This window comes from Prevotella sp. OH937_COT-195 (genome assembly GCF_003932845.1).
Classification (GTDB): Bacteria; Bacteroidota; Bacteroidia; order Bacteroidales; family Bacteroidaceae; genus Prevotella.
In genome coordinates this window covers 1-16,651 of sequence record NZ_RQZH01000011.1, presented here as the reverse complement: position 1 = coordinate 16,651, position 16,651 = coordinate 1, and the positions used below count along the sequence as shown (strand labels likewise).

The window sequence follows — 16,651 nt, the reverse complement described above, 5'->3', positions numbered from 1 at the left end:
GACATGGATAAAATAGATGCACTCGACATTAAAATCCTGAAAATATTGTCAGGAAACGCACGCATACCGTTCAAAGACGTGGCGGCAGAATGCGGCATGAGCCGTGCCGCAATACACCAGCGCGTGCAGAACCTGATAGAAGACGGGGTGATAACGGGCAGCAGTTTCGATTTGAATCCGAAATCGCTCGGATACACAACATGCACATACGTCGGCATAACGCTCGAACGAGGGAGCATGTACAAAAAAGTGGTCGAGCAACTGCTGCATGTTCCCGAGATAGTTGAATGTCATTTCACAACGGGACCTTACATGCTGCTCGTAAAACTATATGCACGGGACAACGAACAACTCATGGATCTGCTCAACAACAAGATGCAGAGCATAGAAGGCGTGGTGGCAACGGAAACGCTTATTTCGCTCGAACAGAGCATAAAGAGAAACGTGCCCGTCATTGCGCAGAAATCGTAAGAAAAGACAAGGAAAGATGCGCACATACGACCTGAGAAACCACTTGGGAGAGTTCTACAACAACTATCCGGAGGGCAGACAGCAGCCGGTAATCGGCATAACGACAAACTATGTGGAGCGAGACGCACGGCTTGCCGACAGATATTACATGTCTGTAATAGAAGCGGGAGGAACGCCCGTGCTCATACCACCGGTGGCAGACAGGGATGTAATAGTAAACACTCTCGAAAATATCGACGGACTGTTGCTAACGGGCGGAGCCGACATAAACCCACTGTGGGCGGGCGAAGAACCATCGGCAAACCTCAGCAACATCAATAGTACGCGCGACCTTCCCGAACTGCTCGCAACCCGATTGGCGTACAACCGACACATACCCATACTCGGTATATGCCGCGGAATACAGACATTAGCGGTGGCACTCGACGGGAAAGTGCAACAACATGTGGTTTCAGAGATAAAGCATTCGCAAGATGCGCCGAGAGAGGAACTCACACACAGCGTAACGATAGAACCGGGAACACTGCTGTACAGGATATTCGGAGAAAGAAAACGCATACTTGTCAACAGCATACATCATCAGGCAGTGGCTGCACCGGGCAGACGATTCTCTGTTTCGGCGCATGCCGCCGATGGTGTGATAGAGGCGATAGAGAGCGTGGAATATAAACCGGTGCTCGGCGTACAATGGCATCCGGAATGGCTGCCGGAGGGTGCTCCGCTGTTCGAATGGCTCGTTGACGAAGCCGGGAAATTCCGAATGGCGAAACAACTTCACTGCCGGGTGCTTACGTTGGACACACACTGCGACACACCGATGTTCTTCCATAAAGGCGTGGATTTCGGACATCGCGATCCGGAAATACTCTGCGACCTGCATAAGATGACCGAGGGCAGACAGGATGCGGTAATCATGGCGGCATATCTTCCGCAACCGAAAATGGGCGAAATGTTCTCGCAGAAAGTGGCGTTCGATGTTGACGGACCAACGAAATATGCCGATCTCATTTTCGACAAGATAGAGGAGATTGTTCGGAAAAACCGCCAATACCTAAGCATTGCACGCACCGCAGCCGACTTGTACGAAGACAAACGGAAAGGACGGAAATCCATCATGTTCGGAATTGAGAACGGGCTGGCACTTGGTCACAACCTGCAGAACGTGCGGCATTTCGCACAGCGCGGAGTGGTATATATCACTCTGTGTCACAACGGGGACAATGACATCTGCGACTCTGCAAAGGGCTGTAACACACATGGAGGCTTGAGCAAGTTCGGAAGAGACGTGATACGCGAGATGAACGACTGCGGACTGATGGTGGATCTTTCACACGCAGGCGAGAAAACATTCTATGACGCAGTGGAATTGAGTCGTATGCCGGTGGTGTGCAGTCACAGCAACTGCCGCGCACTGTGCGATCACCCGCGCAATCTCACCGATGACCAACTGCGTGCAATAGCCGGTAAGGGAGGCGTGGTACAGATAACACTTTACCCGGGATTTCTGAGAACACAAGGAGAAGCAACCATTGCAGATGTCATACGTCATCTCGAGCATGCCATAGAGATTGCGGGAATAGACCATGTGGGCATAGGAACCGATTTTGACGGAGACGGAGGGGTGCGCGGAATGGCGGATTCCTCGGAGATGATAAATTTTACACGGCAACTCATGGAACGCAATTACAGCGAACGCGACATACAGAAGATATGGGGCGGAAACTGGATACGCGTAATGGCTCAAGTACAATCGGCGGCAACAAAGAAATAATCATCATGTATATATATGAAAAAATGGGGAGAAAAAGTCTCATCGTGACCATTATTACGGCAATATCTCTGCCGGTATTACTCGGTAGTTGCAAAACCAAAAGACAAACAAATGACGATGCCACACTCGTGGCACAGATACCGACAGGACCTGATTTCAATGCCGACAGTGCGTATAGTTTCTGCAAGGCACAGTGCGATTTCGGACCGCGGACGATGAATTCGGCGGCACACGAAGAATGCGGTAGGTGGATTGCCGACAAGTTCAAGCAATACGGATGCACCGTGACCGAACAGAAAACCGACATAACGGCATGGGACGGAAAGACGCTGAAGTGTACCAATATCATTGCTTCTTACAAACCCGAACATACCACCCGTGTGCTGCTGTGCGCTCATTGGGACAGTCGTCCGTGGGCAGACAACGATACGGACTCCGCCAACTGGCACACGCCCGTAATGGGGGCAAACGACGGGGCATCGGGGGTTGCAGTGCTGTTGGAACTGGCTCGCATCGTGCATCAAGCGGACTCGCTCAAAATGGGCATAGATTTCGTGTGCTTTGATGCCGAAGACTACGGCATTCCTCGGTGGAGCAACGTATCCGATCAAGGCGACTCATGGGCTCTCGGAGCACAGTATTGGGCAAAGAACCCGCACCGACATGGTTACGAGGCGGTATTCGGAATATTGCTCGACATGGTCGGCGGACAAGGTGCACAGTTCTATAAAGAGGGAATTTCGGTACAACTGGCACCGGTGGTGGTCGATAAGATACATGCAGCGGCAAAAGTAGTGGGTTTCGGAAGTTATTTCCCTGACAAGATCGGAGGCAGTGTCACCGATGATCATGTGCCGGTAAACCAATACGCAAAGATACCCACAGCCGACATTATCGCATATTATCCCGACTGCGCACAGAGTTCGTTCGGTCCTGTGTGGCACACCATTAATGACACTATGGACAATATAGACCGCAACACTCTCAAAGCCGTGGGACAGACGTTGGTACAAGTTCTGTTCTCCGAAAACTGACAACCAACTCCGCCGCGGCAGTCCACAAAACATTAATCCGGGCAGAGAGGGGAGCAAATAAATCTGTATTGCTCCCCTTTCTGCCCGGACAACTTTACGACAAAGACCTGCTTGGCTTGGGTTAACACCCTTCCGGCGGTCATGGAAGGAACTCGGCAGCGTCTTTGCCGAAATGTATCAATTCGCGTATCATGCTTGATGAGATGCTGTCGTAACGCGGATCGGCATACAGTAGCAGCGTATCGATATTGCCAATGCGGCGATTTATTACAGACTGTTCTCGCTCATACTCGAAGTCTTTGATTGAGCGCACACCTTTTATAATAAAGTTTGCACCCATGCGGTGTGCGAAATCCACTGTCAGGTCGCCATAGGTATGTACCTCGATGCGCGGTTCGTCCTTGTATATCTCTTTTATCCTGCGGGATCGTTCCTCTGCCGACTGCATGTATTGCTTGCGCTCGTTTACTCCCACTCCGATAATTATGGTGTCAAACAGCGGCAATGCCCGGCTGACAATGTCGGCATGCCCGATTGTGAACGGGTCGAAACTGCCTACGAAAATACCTTTTCTACTCATAAATATCCTCCTCCGGTCTGTCCTCTTCTATTACGAGATTGTCTATTATGAAGTTCTGTCGTTCCATAGTGTTCTTGCCCATGTAGTATTCAAGCAACCGTTGCACTTGATCGGTTTTGTGCAGTGTCACTTGCTCAAGGCGCATGTCCGGACCTATGAATCCGGAAAACTCGTCGGGCGAAATCTCTCCGAGACCCTTAAATCGCGTTATCTCCGGATCCGGTCCGAGGTCGTATATCGCCTGCGCTCTTTCCTCTTCATTGTAGCAGTAGCGTGTTATATAGTCGTTCTTTTTCCCCGCAGTCTTTGTGTCGACATCTTTTATAACTTCCTTGTTCTTTATTTTGGTACGCTTTGCCCGCACTCTGAAAAGCGGTGTTTGCAGCACATATACATGTCCTTTCTTTATCAGTTCGGGGAAGAACTGCAAGAAGAACGTTATTATGAGCAGTCTTATGTGCATTCCATCTACATCGGCATCTGTCGCCACAATTACCTTGTTGTATCGCAGTGAGTCGAGACCGTCCTCGATGTCGAGTGCGGCTTGCAGCAGATTAAATTCTTCGTTCTCGTACACAACTTTCTTTGTAAGTCCGAAAGAATTGAGCGGTTTCCCCCTGAGCGAGAACACTGCCTGTGTGTTTACGTCGCGGCTTTTTGTTATGCTTCCGCTTGCCGAGTCTCCCTCTGTTATGAATATGCACGAGTCTTCCTTGCGTTCGTTTTTCGCGTCGCTGTAATGTATCCGGCAGTCTCGCAGTTTTCTGTTGTGCAGGTTGGCTTTTTTAGCCCTCTCCCTTGCAAGTTTCGTTACGCCCGCCATTGCCTTACGCTCTTTCTCGCTCTCTGCAATCTTCTGCAACATCTGCTCGGCGATATCCGGTTTTTTGTGCAGGAAGTTATCCACCTCGTTCTTTATGAAATCTCCGATGTATTTGTTCACACTTACCCCTTCGGGACTCATGGTCAGCGAGCCGAGTTTTATCTTTGTCTGGCTTTCGAACATCGGCTCCTCCACATTTACCGCTATTGCCGCCGCCATTCCGTTTCTTATGTCTCCGTATTCGAAATTCTTTCCGGCAAACTCTTTTATCGTGCGTGCTATATGTTCTTTGAATGCGCTTTGGTGTGTTCCTCCCTGTGTGGTGTGCTGCCCGTTTACGAACGAGTGGTACTCCTCTCCATACTGGTTGGTGTGTGTGAAAGCGATTTCTATGTCCTCGCCTTTCAAGTGGATTATTGGATACAAACCGTCGTTGGTCATATTGTCGGTGAGCAGGTCTTTCAATCCGTTGCGACTTTGAATCCTGCGCCCGTTGTACATTATTGTCAGTCCGGTGTTCAGGTAAGTGTAATTCCGGAGCATCGTTTCCACGAAATCGTCATGGAAGTGATAGTTCTTGAAAAGTTCGGAATCCGGTTCAAAGAATATATATGTCCCGTTCTCGTCCTGTGTATTCTCCGTGGTATCGTTCTGCATTTCGCCTTTTCTGAACACCACCGAGCGCACTTTTCCTTCGCGATAACTGCTTGCCTCGAAGTGAGAACTCAGTGCATTGACCGCTTTCACGCCCACTCCGTTCAGTCCGACGCTCTTTTTGAATGCCTTCGAGTCATACTTTCCGCCGGTGTTGAGTACGCTGACCGCTTCGACGAGTTTGCCCTGCGGTATTCCCCGTCCGTAGTCACGTATGGCAACACGCAGTCCCTCTTCGATGTCAACCTCGATTCTTTTTCCGGCGTTCATCTTGAACTCGTCGATGGAATTGTCGATAACCTCTTTCAGCAACACATAGATACCGTCTTCCGGCATCGAGCCGTCGCCAAGTCTTCCGATATACATGCCGGGACGCGTGCGCACATGCTCCATGTCGGAGAGATGCCTGATGTTCTCTTCGTCATACTGTACTGTGCCGTTGTTGTCCTTTATCGGCGTGCTGCTTTCAATAAAATTTTCTTCCATCATAGTTCTTTTCATGTTACCTGCCACGGTTTTTTATTTATCCGCGGCATGCCTTTTCCGTCATAACTTTTTCTTGTAACATCTGCGGCTCTTGTGGTGAATATGTTCGAGATACTGCCACTGACCCTGCACCTTGTCGTTTGTCTCCATCTCAACTTGGCTCTCTCCCCATTCGAGTCCGTATTCCTGATAACGCGGAATGAGGTCTGCAAACATCAATGCGTTGGCTCCTTTGTTGCGGTATTCTTTCTTTACGCCTATCAACAACAGATCGACAATCTTTGTTTTGCGGAATTTCAGTGCCATCATCACATGCCACCACCCGAACGGCAGCAACCGTCCGCGCCGGCATTTCTGCAATGCTCTTGCGAGCGATGGTATGGTTATGCCTATTCCCACCAGTTCGTGGTCGGGTGTGTTCCAGTCTTCAATTCCTGTGACAAGGTTGAAATCCACGAGCGGCATCCACATGTCGATATATTGTTTTATTTGCCTTTCGCTCATTTCGCTGTATCCGTACAAGTCTTTGAAAGCCTCGTTTATGAGTTGGAACATCTTAAGTCCGTATCCACCTTTATACACATCTTTCTTCGTGAATTTCTTGACGTGCAGATTATAGCGTTTCTCCACCATCTGCGCCACTTTCGTGTATTTCTCCGGTATATCCTTCGGTATGGGCAGTTTGAACTCCACATAGTCATTGTCTTTCTCCCATCCTCCCAGTCTCTCCATGTGTTCGGGGTAGTATGGATAGTTGTATATTGTTGCCATGGTACCGAGTTGGTCGAATCCCCATGTCAACATGCCTTCCGGATCCATGTCTGTGAAGCCCAACGGACCTATTATCTGATTCATGCCGTGCGCCTTTCCGTAATCTTCTACGGCTTTGAGCAGTGCTCCCGATACTTCTATGTCGTCGATGAAATCAATCCACCCGAACCTTACGCTTTTGCTTCCCCACTTCTCGTTCGCTTTTTCGTTTATTATTGCGGCAACTCTTCCCGCCATTTTTCCGTCTTTGTATGCCATGTAGTACTCCGCCTTGCAAAACTCGAATGCTGCGTTTTTGTCCTTGCTGAGAGTATTCATGTCATCAAGGAACAAAGCCGGCGTGTCGTAAGCATTGCCCTTATACAAGTCGTAATGGAAATCGATGAATGTCTTTAGTTCTTTTTTTGAAGAAACTTTCCTTATCTCTATGTCCGACATATAGATTTATTGGTTTTAATATGACAATATAGGTTGCAAAGTTACTAAATAACCCGCTAACCTCCAAAGGTTTTGAAATAAAGACTGGAAAAGTGACACAAAACGTCGCCTTTATGCCTTAAAAAACATATTTGTCACGGAATAATTCCTGCGTTACGGTATTTTTTCGTAACTTTGTATTTTGTTAAAGCAAGAAAACGGAAAACGAATAATGGAGATGCTGTTGCATTATTGCTGGAAGCACAAGTTGTTTCTTGCGGACAGTTTGATAACTACCGACGGGCAAATCGTCGATATAATCGACACGGGACTGCATAACAACGATGCCGGTCCCGACTTTTTCAATGCCAAGGTGAAGGTGGGCGGAACACTGTGGGTAGGTAACGTAGAGATACATAACCGCTCGTCAGACTGGTACAAGCACGGGCACGATAGCGATGCGGCATACAACAATGTCGTGTTGCATGTTGTCGAGTTTTCCGATGCGGATGTAACGACCTCTTCGGGACGCGTCGTTCCGCAGGTAAGGATAAGTGTGCCGCAATATGTCAGCAGGCAGTATGAGGAACTGTTGATGGCAGACAAATATCCGCCGTGCCATAAGATTGTGCCGAGACTGTCTCAACTAATGTTGCACGGATGGCTCAACACATTGCAGACCGAGCGTCTCGAACAGAAGACACAGGCAATCCTCGCCCGTCTCGAGCAATCGGGCGGCTCGTGGGAGGCAGCCTATTTCGTTACACTCGCACGCAATTTCGGTTTCGGTGTGAACGGCGATGCCTTTGAGACATGGGCGAGGCATATTCCGCTTACGCAGGCAGCACACCATCGCGACAATCTTTTCCAGATAGAGGCGATGTTCTTCGGGCAGGCAGGATTACTCGACGAGGCTGCCATTCCGATACACAGCCGCAACGATGCGGCGCAAGACATTTATCTGTCGAGACTGAAAAACGAGTACGCCTACTTGTCGCACAAGTTCTCGTTGCAGCCGATGGATGCCGGTGCATGGCGTTTCATGAGACTGCGACCACAGAATTTCCCGTACATAAGATTGTCGCAAATCGCCATGCTGTATTACGAACATCGTACGGAATTAAGCCGGCTGTTGGACTGTCGTACATCAGAAGAAATAAGGGAGATGCTTAAGACGCGAGTAACCCCATATTGGGAGAACCACTACACTTTCGGTCGTGCAAGCGGCAAGAGTGCGAAAACTCTCTCGCAAGCATCTTTAAACCTTGTAATAATAAACACGGCGATACCCGTACTCTTCGCATACGGGCGATACGGGCAGGACGAGTCATTCTGCGAAAGGGCTTTCCACATGCTTGAGGAAATGAAAGTTGAGGACAACGGAATAACGAGAATGTGGCGCGACTGCGGCATTGACGCATCTCATGCAGGCGACAGTCAGGCTCTTATACAACTGAAAAAGGAATACTGCGACCGTAAATACTGCCTGCGATGCCGAATAGGATACGAGTATCTTAAAGAGCCGGGGAAATGACGATGCCGCCCAATCTTGCTTTGATAGGTACAAGACATTGAATAAGAAAATTGATCACATCATTTTTAAAAACAAATAATGGCAAACGAAATTAAAATGAACGACGAACATGCAAAGCCTGCCAAAAAGGGCGGCATATTTGAAACACGTATGGAAGTGCGCGACTACGAGTGTGATATAGAAGGTATAGTGAACAATGCGAACTATCTGCATTATCTCGAACACACGAGACATTTGTTCCTTAAACAGTGCGGACTGAGTTTTGCCGAAATGCACCGAAAGGGTATAGATGCCGTTGTGGCGCGCATGACGCTGCAATACAAGGTTCCGCTGCGATGCGACGATGAGTTCATCTCGCGACTGAGCATAAAAAAAGAGGGAGTTAGATATGTTTTCAATCAGGATATAATACGTGCCTGCGACAACAAAATCAGCCTGCGGGCAAAGGTGGAATTGGTGTGCCTCATTGACGGAAAGTTGGGTCGTTCGGAAGAATACGACGCTGCTTTCAATGATTATTTCGAGGAATGACAGACCTTTTCTGTAAAGCAAATCAGTAGTAATCGGTCTGCAACACACAATCAAGTATATCTTGTTTTGATTGAAAACAAAATATGGAATGACAACGGACGTGATGGACGAGAAAGAGATTTTGGCAACGCTCGCCTTGATGCGCATCAACTATTTCAGCCTTTCGGGACTTTCGTTGATGTACCGCAAGACGGGAAGCGCGCTGGAAATATTGGAACATAGGAACAATATAAGAGAAGTGTTCCCCGATGCATCGGAGAAATTGGTAGCCGGACTGCGCGGACTCGATGATGCAATGAGACGTGCAGAGGTGGAAATGGACTTCTGTCGGAAGCACGGCATAATGCCGCTGGCGATGAACGACACACGCTATCCTGCCCGTTTGCGCGAGTGCGATGATGCTCCGCTGCTGCTTTTCTATCGCGGCAATGCCGATCTTAACCAAAAGAGGGTGGTAAACATCGTCGGGACGAGGCATTGCACAGCCTACGGCAAAGACATTGTAAGTCGCTTTGTAAAAGAACTGAAAAATGTTTGCCCGAATGTTCTCATAGTGAGCGGACTGGCATACGGCATCGACATAAATGCTCATCGGTGTGCAATGCAAAACGGTTACGAGACAGTGGGAGTGCTGGCACACGGACTCGACCAAATTTATCCGCCGCGACACCGCGACACCGCGGTACGGATGACAGAGCAAGGCGGGCTTCTGACAGAGTTTTTCACGCAAACCAATGCCGATAAAATGAACTTCGTGAGGCGCAACCGCATAGTGGCGGGCATTAGCGATGCCTGCATACTTGTGGAGAGTTCCGCCCGCGGGGGAGGACTCATAACGGCACGATTGGCACGCGATTATAACCGCGATGTGTTCGCTTTCCCCGGAAGGGTGGGCGACATGTACAGCGAGGGCTGCAACAACCTTATCCGCAACAATGGTGCGGCACTCGTTACATCGGCGCAAGACTTTGCAGAAGCAATGGGGTGGACGGACGATGCCATGCTGGGTAAGGCACGACGGCAAGGCATCGAACGACAACTCTTCCCGCAGATGTCGCCGGACGAAACATTGGTGTTCAACGCATTGCAAAAACAGAACGACATGCAGATAAACATGATTTCGGTAAAAACGAACCTGCCCATAGCCAAGATTACGGCACTGCTTTTCGAGATGGAACTGAAAGGTATTGTGAAACCATTGGCAGGAGGGCAATATCACTTGCTGAGTTAAATGAAAATAGGCAATATCACATTTCCCGAACGGCCGCTGTTTCTCGCACCCATGGAAGATGTTACGGACATCGGTTTCCGCCGATTGTGCAAACGCTTCGGAGCATCGATGGTATATACCGAGTTTGTATCGGCAGAAGCATTGGTCAGATCGGTAAAGAGTACGGTAAACAAACTTACCATTGACGACGGCGAACGCCCCGTTGGAATACAGATATACGGGCGCGACGTGCCGCAGATGGTGGAGGCTGCGAAGATAGTGGAGGCCGAGGCACGCCCCGATGTGATAGACATAAACTTCGGGTGTCCGGTAAAGAAGGTGGCAGGAAAAGGAGCCGGTGCAGGTATGTTGCAGAACATCCCGCTGCTGCTTGACATCACACGAGAGGTGGTAAAAGCGGTGAATACGCCCGTCACGGTTAAGACTCGACTGGGGTGGAACAGCGAACAAATTGTCATTGCCACTCTTGCCGGACAACTGCAGGATTGCGGTATAAAGGCACTGACGATACACGGACGAACACGTTCGCAGATGTATACCGGCAATGCCGACTGGACATTGATAGGCGAGATAAAGAACAACCCGCACATCACTATCCCGATAATAGGCAACGGTGACATAACCTCGCCCGAGGAAGCGGAGCAGGCTTTCGAAAGATATGGCGTAGATGCGGTGATGATAGGGCGCGCGACATTCGGCAGACCATGGGTTTTCAAGGAGATAAACGATTGGTTTGCGGCGAAAGGCACGGGTAAAACACTATCAACGGATGACAAGATAAATATTCTGATAGAGCAACTGCACATCAACATGGAGCATGTCAGGAACGAAAGGGGAGAAGACTCGCGCAACGAACTGCGTGCAATACTTCACACACGTCGCCACCTTGCATCTTCGCCGATATTCAAAGGTATTCCCGATTTCCGTCAAACGCGGATTGCAATGCTGCGCGCGGAAACGGTGGAAGAACTGACAACCATATTGGAAATGTGTCGCAGGCGACTTGCAGACACATCGCATTGAAGCCCGCACGGTCACGGTGCGACGGCAGCACGGCATGCCGAAGGACTAACGCATGGCGAGAGCCTTGTTCTCGGCTTGCTCCATTATTTCGCGTTCGCCCGGTCCTTTATCGTTGATGCCGCATAGATGCAGTATGCCGTGTATGATTACGCGGTGCAGTTCTTCATCGTAATCCTTGCCGAACTGTTCGGCGTTGCTGCGCACCGTGTCAAGACTTATCACGAGGTCTCCGCTGATTGTGTCGCCCTCGCAGTAGTCGAAAGTAATTATGTCGGTGTAGTAGTCATGGCCGAGATATTCGCGATTTACTTCGAGTATGCGCTCGTCGTTTACGAACATATATCCTATGTCTCCCACTTTTTTTCCGTAGGTGGCTGCCACGGCTTTTATCCATGCCGTTGTAATGCGTTTTTTTATTGACGGCATTTTTATGTCGTCATTGTTGAATGTAATCATATATTTCTTTTCTTGGGAGGAATTTTCAAGTGTGGGGGAGCAGGGAAATTAAGGAGTTGTAACAACATCTTTGTCAATGTTTGCTTTATTGGAAAACTGATAAAGGCATTGTCATTATTCCACGACTACGTAATTCTCCTTCTCCCTCATCTCTCCATTTCCTTCAATCCTTCCTTTACTATGTCGCTATGCTCGTTGAAAATGCGGAAATACTCGTTGATATTCCACAGGTCTCGTGCCACGAGAGCCTTCAACTGGAATCGCAAGGCGTCAATGGTGCGACCGAGTTCTTCGTCGTCTTTAGGCTTCACTCCTTGTTTGTCTGCCTCGGCAACTATGCCGTCGAGCAATGATTTCGGCACCTCGTAGTTGCGTTCAAACTTTGTAAAACTATCGTAGGCGCGTTTCAATGACTTTCGTTCTTTGTCGATATATTTCAGCGAAGCGTTTATGACAATGTTCTTCGCTGCCATTTTGCGGTGGAAAGCGGTGTATTGCAGTGTGTCGAGCGGTACGAACACATCCGGCATTATCCCCCCTCCTCCGTAAACGGTGCGGTGTTTGCGCAGGGTATGGTATTGCAGAGAGTCGTTGAAATGAATGCTGTCGCGGTTGGTCAGTTCGCCATGCTTGAGTCTTTTCTCAAAGTCGAGTGCATATTCTTCCCTATCTCCCTTTTTATAAGGTTTCTGTATGCAGCGTCCCGACGGTGTGTAGTAGTGTGCCACGGTAAGTCGTATCATCGAACCGTCGTTGAACTCCACCGGACGTTGTACGAGTCCTTTGGCAAACGTTCTGCGTCCCACGATGGTGCCACGGTCTTGATCCTGAACCGCTCCCGACACAATCTCGGCAGCCGATGCCGTTAGTTCGTTGACCAGTACCACCACTTTTCCCGATGTCATTATGCCTTTTCCATTTGCTTTATACTCCATTCGTTGCACTGCTCTTCCTTCGGTATATACAATGAGGTCGCCCCCGGTAAGGAACTCGCCGGCAATATCCACCGCCGCTTGAAGGTATCCCCCGCCGTTGTCCTGTAAGTCGAGTAGGAGATCGCGCATTCCCTGTTGTTTCAATTCTCGTACTTTGTCCATGAACTCGCGGTATGTCGTTGCGCCGAAACTCTCTATGCGTATGTACCCTACTCCGGGTCGAATCATGTAGGCGGCATTGATTGTATAGAGCGGAATGTTGTCACGCTTCACGTCGAATGAGAGAATCCCGTCTGCTCCGCGGCGCATTATGCCCAAGTGTACCATTGTTCCCTTCGGTCCTCGGAGTCGTTTCATTATGTCTGTGCGCGACATCTTCACGCCGGCAATGGCAGTATCGTTTACCGTAACTATTCTGTCGCCTGCCACTATTCCCACTTTTTCTGCCGGTCCGTTTATTACCGGCTGCATTACCACCAGCGTGTCTTCGACTATGTTGAACTGCACTCCAATGCCTTCGAAATTGCCTTGCAGCGGTTCGTTCATTGCTTTTACCTCTTCTGCCGTGGAGTATGTGCTGTGCGGGTCGAGTCCTTTCAGCATTCCCCGTATGGCATCTTCGACAAGTTTTTCCTCATCAATGGTATCCACATAAAGGTTTGATACGGCACTTTCTGCCACTTTCAATTTTGCGGTGGGGCTTTTCCCCCCGAAGTTTATCTTCAATTGTGCCTGCGTGGCGATGCTTGTCATCACCATAACCAGCATTATAAAATTTCTCTTTCGCATTATTATTGCAAATCTTTTTATTGTAAATCGTTCATTTCCGGATATACTCTATCCGAATAAGTCCGGTTGTGCGGCATTGCTGCCGTATATGCTCTTGCCGTAATGACGGTAAGCCAGTTCGGTTGCCATGCGTCCCCTCGGTGTCCGTTTTATGAATCCTTCCATGATGAGGAACGGCTCGTAAACCTCTTCTATCGTACCGGTATCCTCACCGATGGCTGTGGCAATGGTGGAAAGTCCCACGGGACCGCCGCAGAACTTGTCTATTATCGTGAGCAAAATCTTGTTGTCTATCTCGTCAAGACCGTACTTGTCTATGTTGAGTGCGGTGAGTGCGATGAGTGTTATTTGTGTGTCTATGCGCCCCGTACCTTTCACTTGTGCAAAGTCGCGCACCCTGCGCAGCAATGCGTTGGCAATACGCGGTGTGCCTCGCGAGCGGCGCGCCATCTCTATCGCAGCCTCATCGCTTATCGGTATGTTCAAAATCGACGCGCTGCGCTTCAATATCCGCATAAGTGTTTCCGGCTCGTAGTATTCAAGGTGCATGTTTATGCCGAAACGCGCACGCATCGGTGCGGTAAGCATTCCGCTGCGAGTGGTGGCTCCCACGAGTGTGAACGGATTGAGGTCTATCTGTATCGAACGTGCCGAAGGTCCCTTGTCTATCATTATGTCGATGCGGTAGTCCTCCATTGCGGAGTATAGATATTCCTCGACTACGGGCGACAAGCGGTGTATCTCGTCAATGAACAGCACATCGCGCGGCTCGAGCGAGGTGAGAATGCCTGCAAGGTCGCCCGGACGGTCAAGCACCGGACCGCTGGTTATCTTGAATCCCACGCCCAATTCGTTGGCAATGATGTTCGACAGAGTGGTCTTTCCCAGTCCCGGAGGACCGTGAAGGAGAGTGTGGTCGAGTGGTTCGCCGCGATATTTCGCTGCCTCGACGAATATGTCGAGGTTCTCCACGACGGTCTTCTGTCCGCTGAAATCGGCGAACTGCAACGGTCGCAGTGCGTTCTCGAAATCTCTCTCGGCAGACGACACCTCTTTCTGCCTTATGTCAAAGGTTTCTTCCATAGGGTTGCAAAGTTATGAAATAAAGTTGAAATAATGAAATTTTGACTTAATAACTGCAATGGTGTTGGAATGAAACTACAGTTGGTAGCGGCGGTGTATAACTTCAAAAGAGCTACGAGGCTTCTTTTGTGGTTTATAAAAATAATCACATAAAAGTTAGATTGGGATAACTTTTCGGTGAAGTGGGCTTTAGATTTATAGAGAGATATTTGCCAAAAGCACATTTGAAAGCATATAAAAGCATCAAATATCATACTTTTTATATTAGAAACGATGTAATTTTAAAATAAAGTTGTAATTTTGTATGCGAAATAATATAATTCTTATGGAAAAGACACAATTATCAACTGTCGTAAAGGCTCTGCGTAAGGAATATGGTCTTACTCAGGAAGACCTTGCCATGAAGTCGGGAGTAGGGCTTTGTTTCGTGCGAAATTTGGAGCAAGGTAAGCCAACGTTGAGAATGGATAAGGTAAATCAACTACTTGATTTGTTTAATTACGAACTTATTGCAACAAAGAAATCATGAGACAAGCTGAGATATATCGCAAGGACATACTTGCCGGCATCCTAACGGAAGATGGTGGAGAATACCGTTTCTGTTATGATGACGTGTATCTTGCCGGAGAAGATGCACGGCCGATAAGTCTGACTCTCCCATTACAGACGGAGGCGTTCGTGAGTCCCATTTTGTTTCCTTTCTTCGATGGTCTGATACCCGAGGGTTGGTTGCTTGATATTGCTATAAAGAATTGGAAGGAGGACAGAAAGACTTTCATCCGGGGTGTGCACGGAAGTTTTTCGGTACAAGAGAGGTTCCTCTATTGGAATATCGTCACGAAGACCTTGACCGACTTGCTGAACAAGTAATCCGTGCCCAAACATCACTGACGGGTGTGCAACCCAAGTTGTCGATGAATCTTAATAAACACGAAGGTAGCAGCCGGCTGACTATCGTGGGACTTTGGGGCGACTACATATTAAAGCCTCAGACAGATGATTATCCCATGTTGCCTGAGAACGAAGACTTGACCATGCACCTTGCAGAAGCGATCAAGATAAGTGTCGTGCCTCACAGCCTTATTCGTCTTGCAGACGGCAGACTTGGCTATATAACAAAGCGCATTGATCGTACAAAGAATGGCGAGAAGATTGATATGGAAGACATGTGTCAACTGACACTGCATCCTACGGAGTATAAATATAAAGGTTCGTATGAGCAGATTGCAAAGGCTATTTCCAAATATAGCAGTACTCCCAAACTTGACTTGACAAACTATATGTTGTTGTTGCTCTTTTGTTTTGTCACGGGTAATAATGATATGCATCTGAAGAATTTCTCTCTTTACAGACCTTCAGAGGATTATAGACTGACACCTGCCTATGACCTGCTCAATGTGGCTATTGCCAATCCTAAAGATAAAGAAGAATTGGCTTTACCCTTGTCAGGTAGGAAAACGAAGTTACGTTTGACAGATTTCTTAAATACCACAAAAACAATAGGATTAGAGGAGAATGTTGTATTGCGTCTTATTGCGAGTCTTCATAATGCTCTACCCAAGTGGCAGGCACTCATACGCAATTCTTTTCTCAGCGAAGATATGAAGAAAGCATACGAAGAACTCATAATATCACGATTGGCCAAATTACAGAAGTAAGATTCATGTTGTGTGTAAATGACCAAACAACCGAAAAGTCATAAAATCCTTTGGTTGATTGGAATCCAAACATATAACAAGTAATACTTCTTAAAAAATTAGCACTCTGTGTTCACCTCATATTCTCCGAGAAAAGAAAAATGAATCAAGACCTTATCTTAATTCCCCTGATTTTTAATGTGAACCAGCCTGAACCTGAACCGGAGACCTCCGGATTATATGTGAAGATTCCATTTAGAAACGCAACGTTTTTTGTTCATGCGCAGCCTTAAATCCATGAAAAACACTGCGGGGGCGCAAAGTCCTCGGGAGCGTCCGACGGCAATACAAAAAAAGAAGAAAGGAGACCTGAGTCTCCCTAAGATTAATTAACTTTGTATTGTATGTCCAATCATTTAACCTCG

At 48.2% G+C, this 16,651-nt stretch carries 16 protein-coding genes; 10 read left to right on the top strand and 6 right to left on the bottom strand.

Features of this window, described 5'->3' with window-relative positions; genetic code table 11:
* Nucleotides 1-3: 3 nt before the first annotated feature.
* Genes EII32_RS05760 through EII32_RS05750 form a run of 3 tightly spaced genes read left to right on the top strand, consistent with a single transcriptional unit; the run spans nt 4 to nt 3,276 of the window.
* A complete protein-coding gene (locus EII32_RS05760) occupies nt 4-471 on the top strand; it encodes an Lrp/AsnC family transcriptional regulator (protein WP_125234486.1) in 468 nt (155 codons plus the stop codon).
* Nucleotides 472-487: 16 nt separating this feature from the next.
* The gene (locus EII32_RS05755) at nt 488-2,242 is read left to right on the top strand and encodes a membrane dipeptidase (protein WP_125234534.1); all 1,755 of its coding nucleotides are present in this window, start codon (nt 488-490) and stop codon (nt 2,240-2,242) included.
* A 23-nt stretch (nt 2,243-2,265) separates the two neighbouring features.
* Nucleotides 2,266-3,276: a M28 family peptidase gene (locus tag EII32_RS05750; protein ID WP_125234533.1), complete on the top strand. Its 1,011-nt coding sequence runs from the start codon at nt 2,266-2,268 to the stop codon at nt 3,274-3,276.
* Between the two features lie 139 nt (nt 3,277-3,415).
* Here the strand turns inward: EII32_RS05750 and coaD are convergent, their stop codons facing one another.
* The 3 genes from coaD to EII32_RS05735 are packed head-to-tail and all read right to left on the bottom strand — an operon-like array spanning nt 3,416 to nt 7,028.
* Nucleotides 3,416-3,856 carry a pantetheine-phosphate adenylyltransferase gene (gene coaD / locus EII32_RS05745; RefSeq protein ID WP_125234485.1) on the bottom strand — a complete coding sequence of 147 codons (441 nt, stop codon included), beginning with the start codon at nt 3,854-3,856 and terminating at the stop codon, nt 3,416-3,418.
* Nucleotides 3,849-5,819 (bottom strand): DNA topoisomerase IV subunit B, encoded by a 1,971-nt coding sequence (locus EII32_RS05740; RefSeq protein ID WP_410524569.1) that lies wholly within the window; start codon nt 5,817-5,819, stop codon nt 3,849-3,851. Before EII32_RS05740 ends, coaD begins: the two co-directional genes overlap by 8 nt.
* Before the next feature lie 60 nt (nt 5,820-5,879).
* Nucleotides 5,880-7,028, bottom strand: coding sequence for an N-acetyltransferase (locus EII32_RS05735; protein WP_125234484.1), 1,149 nt, complete (start codon nt 7,026-7,028; stop codon nt 5,880-5,882).
* A gap of 211 nt (nt 7,029-7,239) precedes the next feature.
* On the opposite strand from EII32_RS05735, the gene EII32_RS05730 reads away from it, so the two are divergent.
* The 4 genes from EII32_RS05730 (at nt 7,240) to dusB (ending at nt 11,326) form a co-directional block, all read left to right on the top strand.
* Complete coding sequence (locus EII32_RS05730; RefSeq protein ID WP_125234483.1) at nt 7,240-8,541, top strand: DUF2851 family protein; 1,302 nt, start codon at nt 7,240-7,242, stop codon at nt 8,539-8,541.
* Nucleotides 8,542-8,619: 78 nt separating this feature from the next.
* On the top strand, nt 8,620-9,072 hold the full coding sequence (locus tag EII32_RS05725; protein ID WP_233582314.1) for an acyl-CoA thioesterase: 453 nt from the start codon (nt 8,620-8,622) through the stop codon (nt 9,070-9,072).
* A 103-nt stretch (nt 9,073-9,175) separates the two neighbouring features.
* Complete coding sequence (gene dprA / locus EII32_RS05720) at nt 9,176-10,303, top strand: DNA-processing protein DprA (RefSeq protein ID WP_125234530.1); 1,128 nt, start codon at nt 9,176-9,178, stop codon at nt 10,301-10,303.
* Nucleotides 10,304-11,326, top strand: a complete 1,023-nt coding sequence (gene dusB, locus EII32_RS05715) for a tRNA dihydrouridine synthase DusB (RefSeq protein WP_125234482.1) — start codon at nt 10,304-10,306, stop codon at nt 11,324-11,326.
* 45 nt (nt 11,327-11,371) lie between these two features.
* Here dusB and ybeY read toward each other — a convergent pair whose 3' ends face one another.
* The 3 genes from ybeY to ruvB all read right to left on the bottom strand — a co-directional run bounded on the left by ybeY (nt 11,372) and on the right by ruvB (nt 14,589).
* Nucleotides 11,372-11,782, bottom strand: a complete 411-nt coding sequence (ybeY, locus tag EII32_RS05710; RefSeq protein WP_125234481.1) for an rRNA maturation RNase YbeY — start codon at nt 11,780-11,782, stop codon at nt 11,372-11,374.
* A 146-nt stretch (nt 11,783-11,928) separates the two neighbouring features.
* On the bottom strand, nt 11,929-13,506 hold the full coding sequence (locus tag EII32_RS05705) for a S41 family peptidase (RefSeq protein ID WP_125234480.1): 1,578 nt from the start codon (nt 13,504-13,506) through the stop codon (nt 11,929-11,931).
* Nucleotides 13,507-13,554: 48 nt separating this feature from the next.
* Nucleotides 13,555-14,589, bottom strand: a complete 1,035-nt coding sequence (ruvB, locus tag EII32_RS05700) for a Holliday junction branch migration DNA helicase RuvB (RefSeq protein ID WP_125234479.1) — start codon at nt 14,587-14,589, stop codon at nt 13,555-13,557.
* Between the two features lie 325 nt (nt 14,590-14,914).
* On the opposite strand from ruvB, the gene EII32_RS05695 reads away from it, so the two are divergent.
* The 3 genes from EII32_RS05695 to EII32_RS05685 are packed head-to-tail and all read left to right on the top strand — an operon-like array spanning nt 14,915 to nt 16,247.
* On the top strand, nt 14,915-15,118 hold the full coding sequence (locus tag EII32_RS05695) for a helix-turn-helix transcriptional regulator (RefSeq protein ID WP_125234478.1): 204 nt from the start codon (nt 14,915-14,917) through the stop codon (nt 15,116-15,118).
* Nucleotides 15,115-15,459: a HipA N-terminal domain-containing protein gene (locus tag EII32_RS05690; RefSeq protein ID WP_125234477.1), complete on the top strand. Its 345-nt coding sequence runs from the start codon at nt 15,115-15,117 to the stop codon at nt 15,457-15,459. The genes EII32_RS05695 and EII32_RS05690 overlap by 4 nt, the downstream gene beginning before the upstream one ends.
* The gene (locus EII32_RS05685; protein WP_125234476.1) at nt 15,342-16,247 is read left to right on the top strand and encodes a HipA domain-containing protein; all 906 of its coding nucleotides are present in this window, start codon (nt 15,342-15,344) and stop codon (nt 16,245-16,247) included. Before EII32_RS05690 ends, EII32_RS05685 begins: the two co-directional genes overlap by 118 nt.
* The last annotated feature ends 404 nt before the right edge of the window (nt 16,248-16,651 follow it).

Coding starts and splice junctions, on each gene's coding strand:
- coaD (WP_125234485.1), bottom strand. CDS start 3,856: ATGAGTAGAAAAGGTATTTTCGTAGGCAGTTTCGACCCGTTCACAATC.
- dusB (WP_125234482.1), top strand. CDS start 10,304: ATGAAAATAGGCAATATCACATTTCCCGAACGGCCGCTGTTTCTCGCA.
- EII32_RS05695 (WP_125234478.1), top strand. CDS start 14,915: ATGGAAAAGACACAATTATCAACTGTCGTAAAGGCTCTGCGTAAGGAA.
- EII32_RS05760 (WP_125234486.1), top strand. CDS start 4: ATGGATAAAATAGATGCACTCGACATTAAAATCCTGAAAATATTGTCA.
- EII32_RS05750 (WP_125234533.1), top strand. CDS start 2,266: ATGGGGAGAAAAAGTCTCATCGTGACCATTATTACGGCAATATCTCTG.
- ruvB (WP_125234479.1), bottom strand. CDS start 14,589: ATGGAAGAAACCTTTGACATAAGGCAGAAAGAGGTGTCGTCTGCCGAG.
- EII32_RS05755 (WP_125234534.1), top strand. CDS start 488: ATGCGCACATACGACCTGAGAAACCACTTGGGAGAGTTCTACAACAAC.
- ybeY (WP_125234481.1), bottom strand. CDS start 11,782: ATGATTACATTCAACAATGACGACATAAAAATGCCGTCAATAAAAAAA.
- EII32_RS05725 (WP_233582314.1), top strand. CDS start 8,620: ATGGCAAACGAAATTAAAATGAACGACGAACATGCAAAGCCTGCCAAA.
- EII32_RS05690 (WP_125234477.1), top strand. CDS start 15,115: ATGAGACAAGCTGAGATATATCGCAAGGACATACTTGCCGGCATCCTA.
- EII32_RS05705 (WP_125234480.1), bottom strand. CDS start 13,506: ATGCGAAAGAGAAATTTTATAATGCTGGTTATGGTGATGACAAGCATC.
- EII32_RS05730 (WP_125234483.1), top strand. CDS start 7,240: ATGGAGATGCTGTTGCATTATTGCTGGAAGCACAAGTTGTTTCTTGCG.
- EII32_RS05735 (WP_125234484.1), bottom strand. CDS start 7,028: ATGTCGGACATAGAGATAAGGAAAGTTTCTTCAAAAAAAGAACTAAAG.
- dprA (WP_125234530.1), top strand. CDS start 9,176: ATGGACGAGAAAGAGATTTTGGCAACGCTCGCCTTGATGCGCATCAAC.
- EII32_RS05740 (WP_410524569.1), bottom strand. CDS start 5,819: ATGGAAGAAAATTTTATTGAAAGCAGCACGCCGATAAAGGACAACAAC.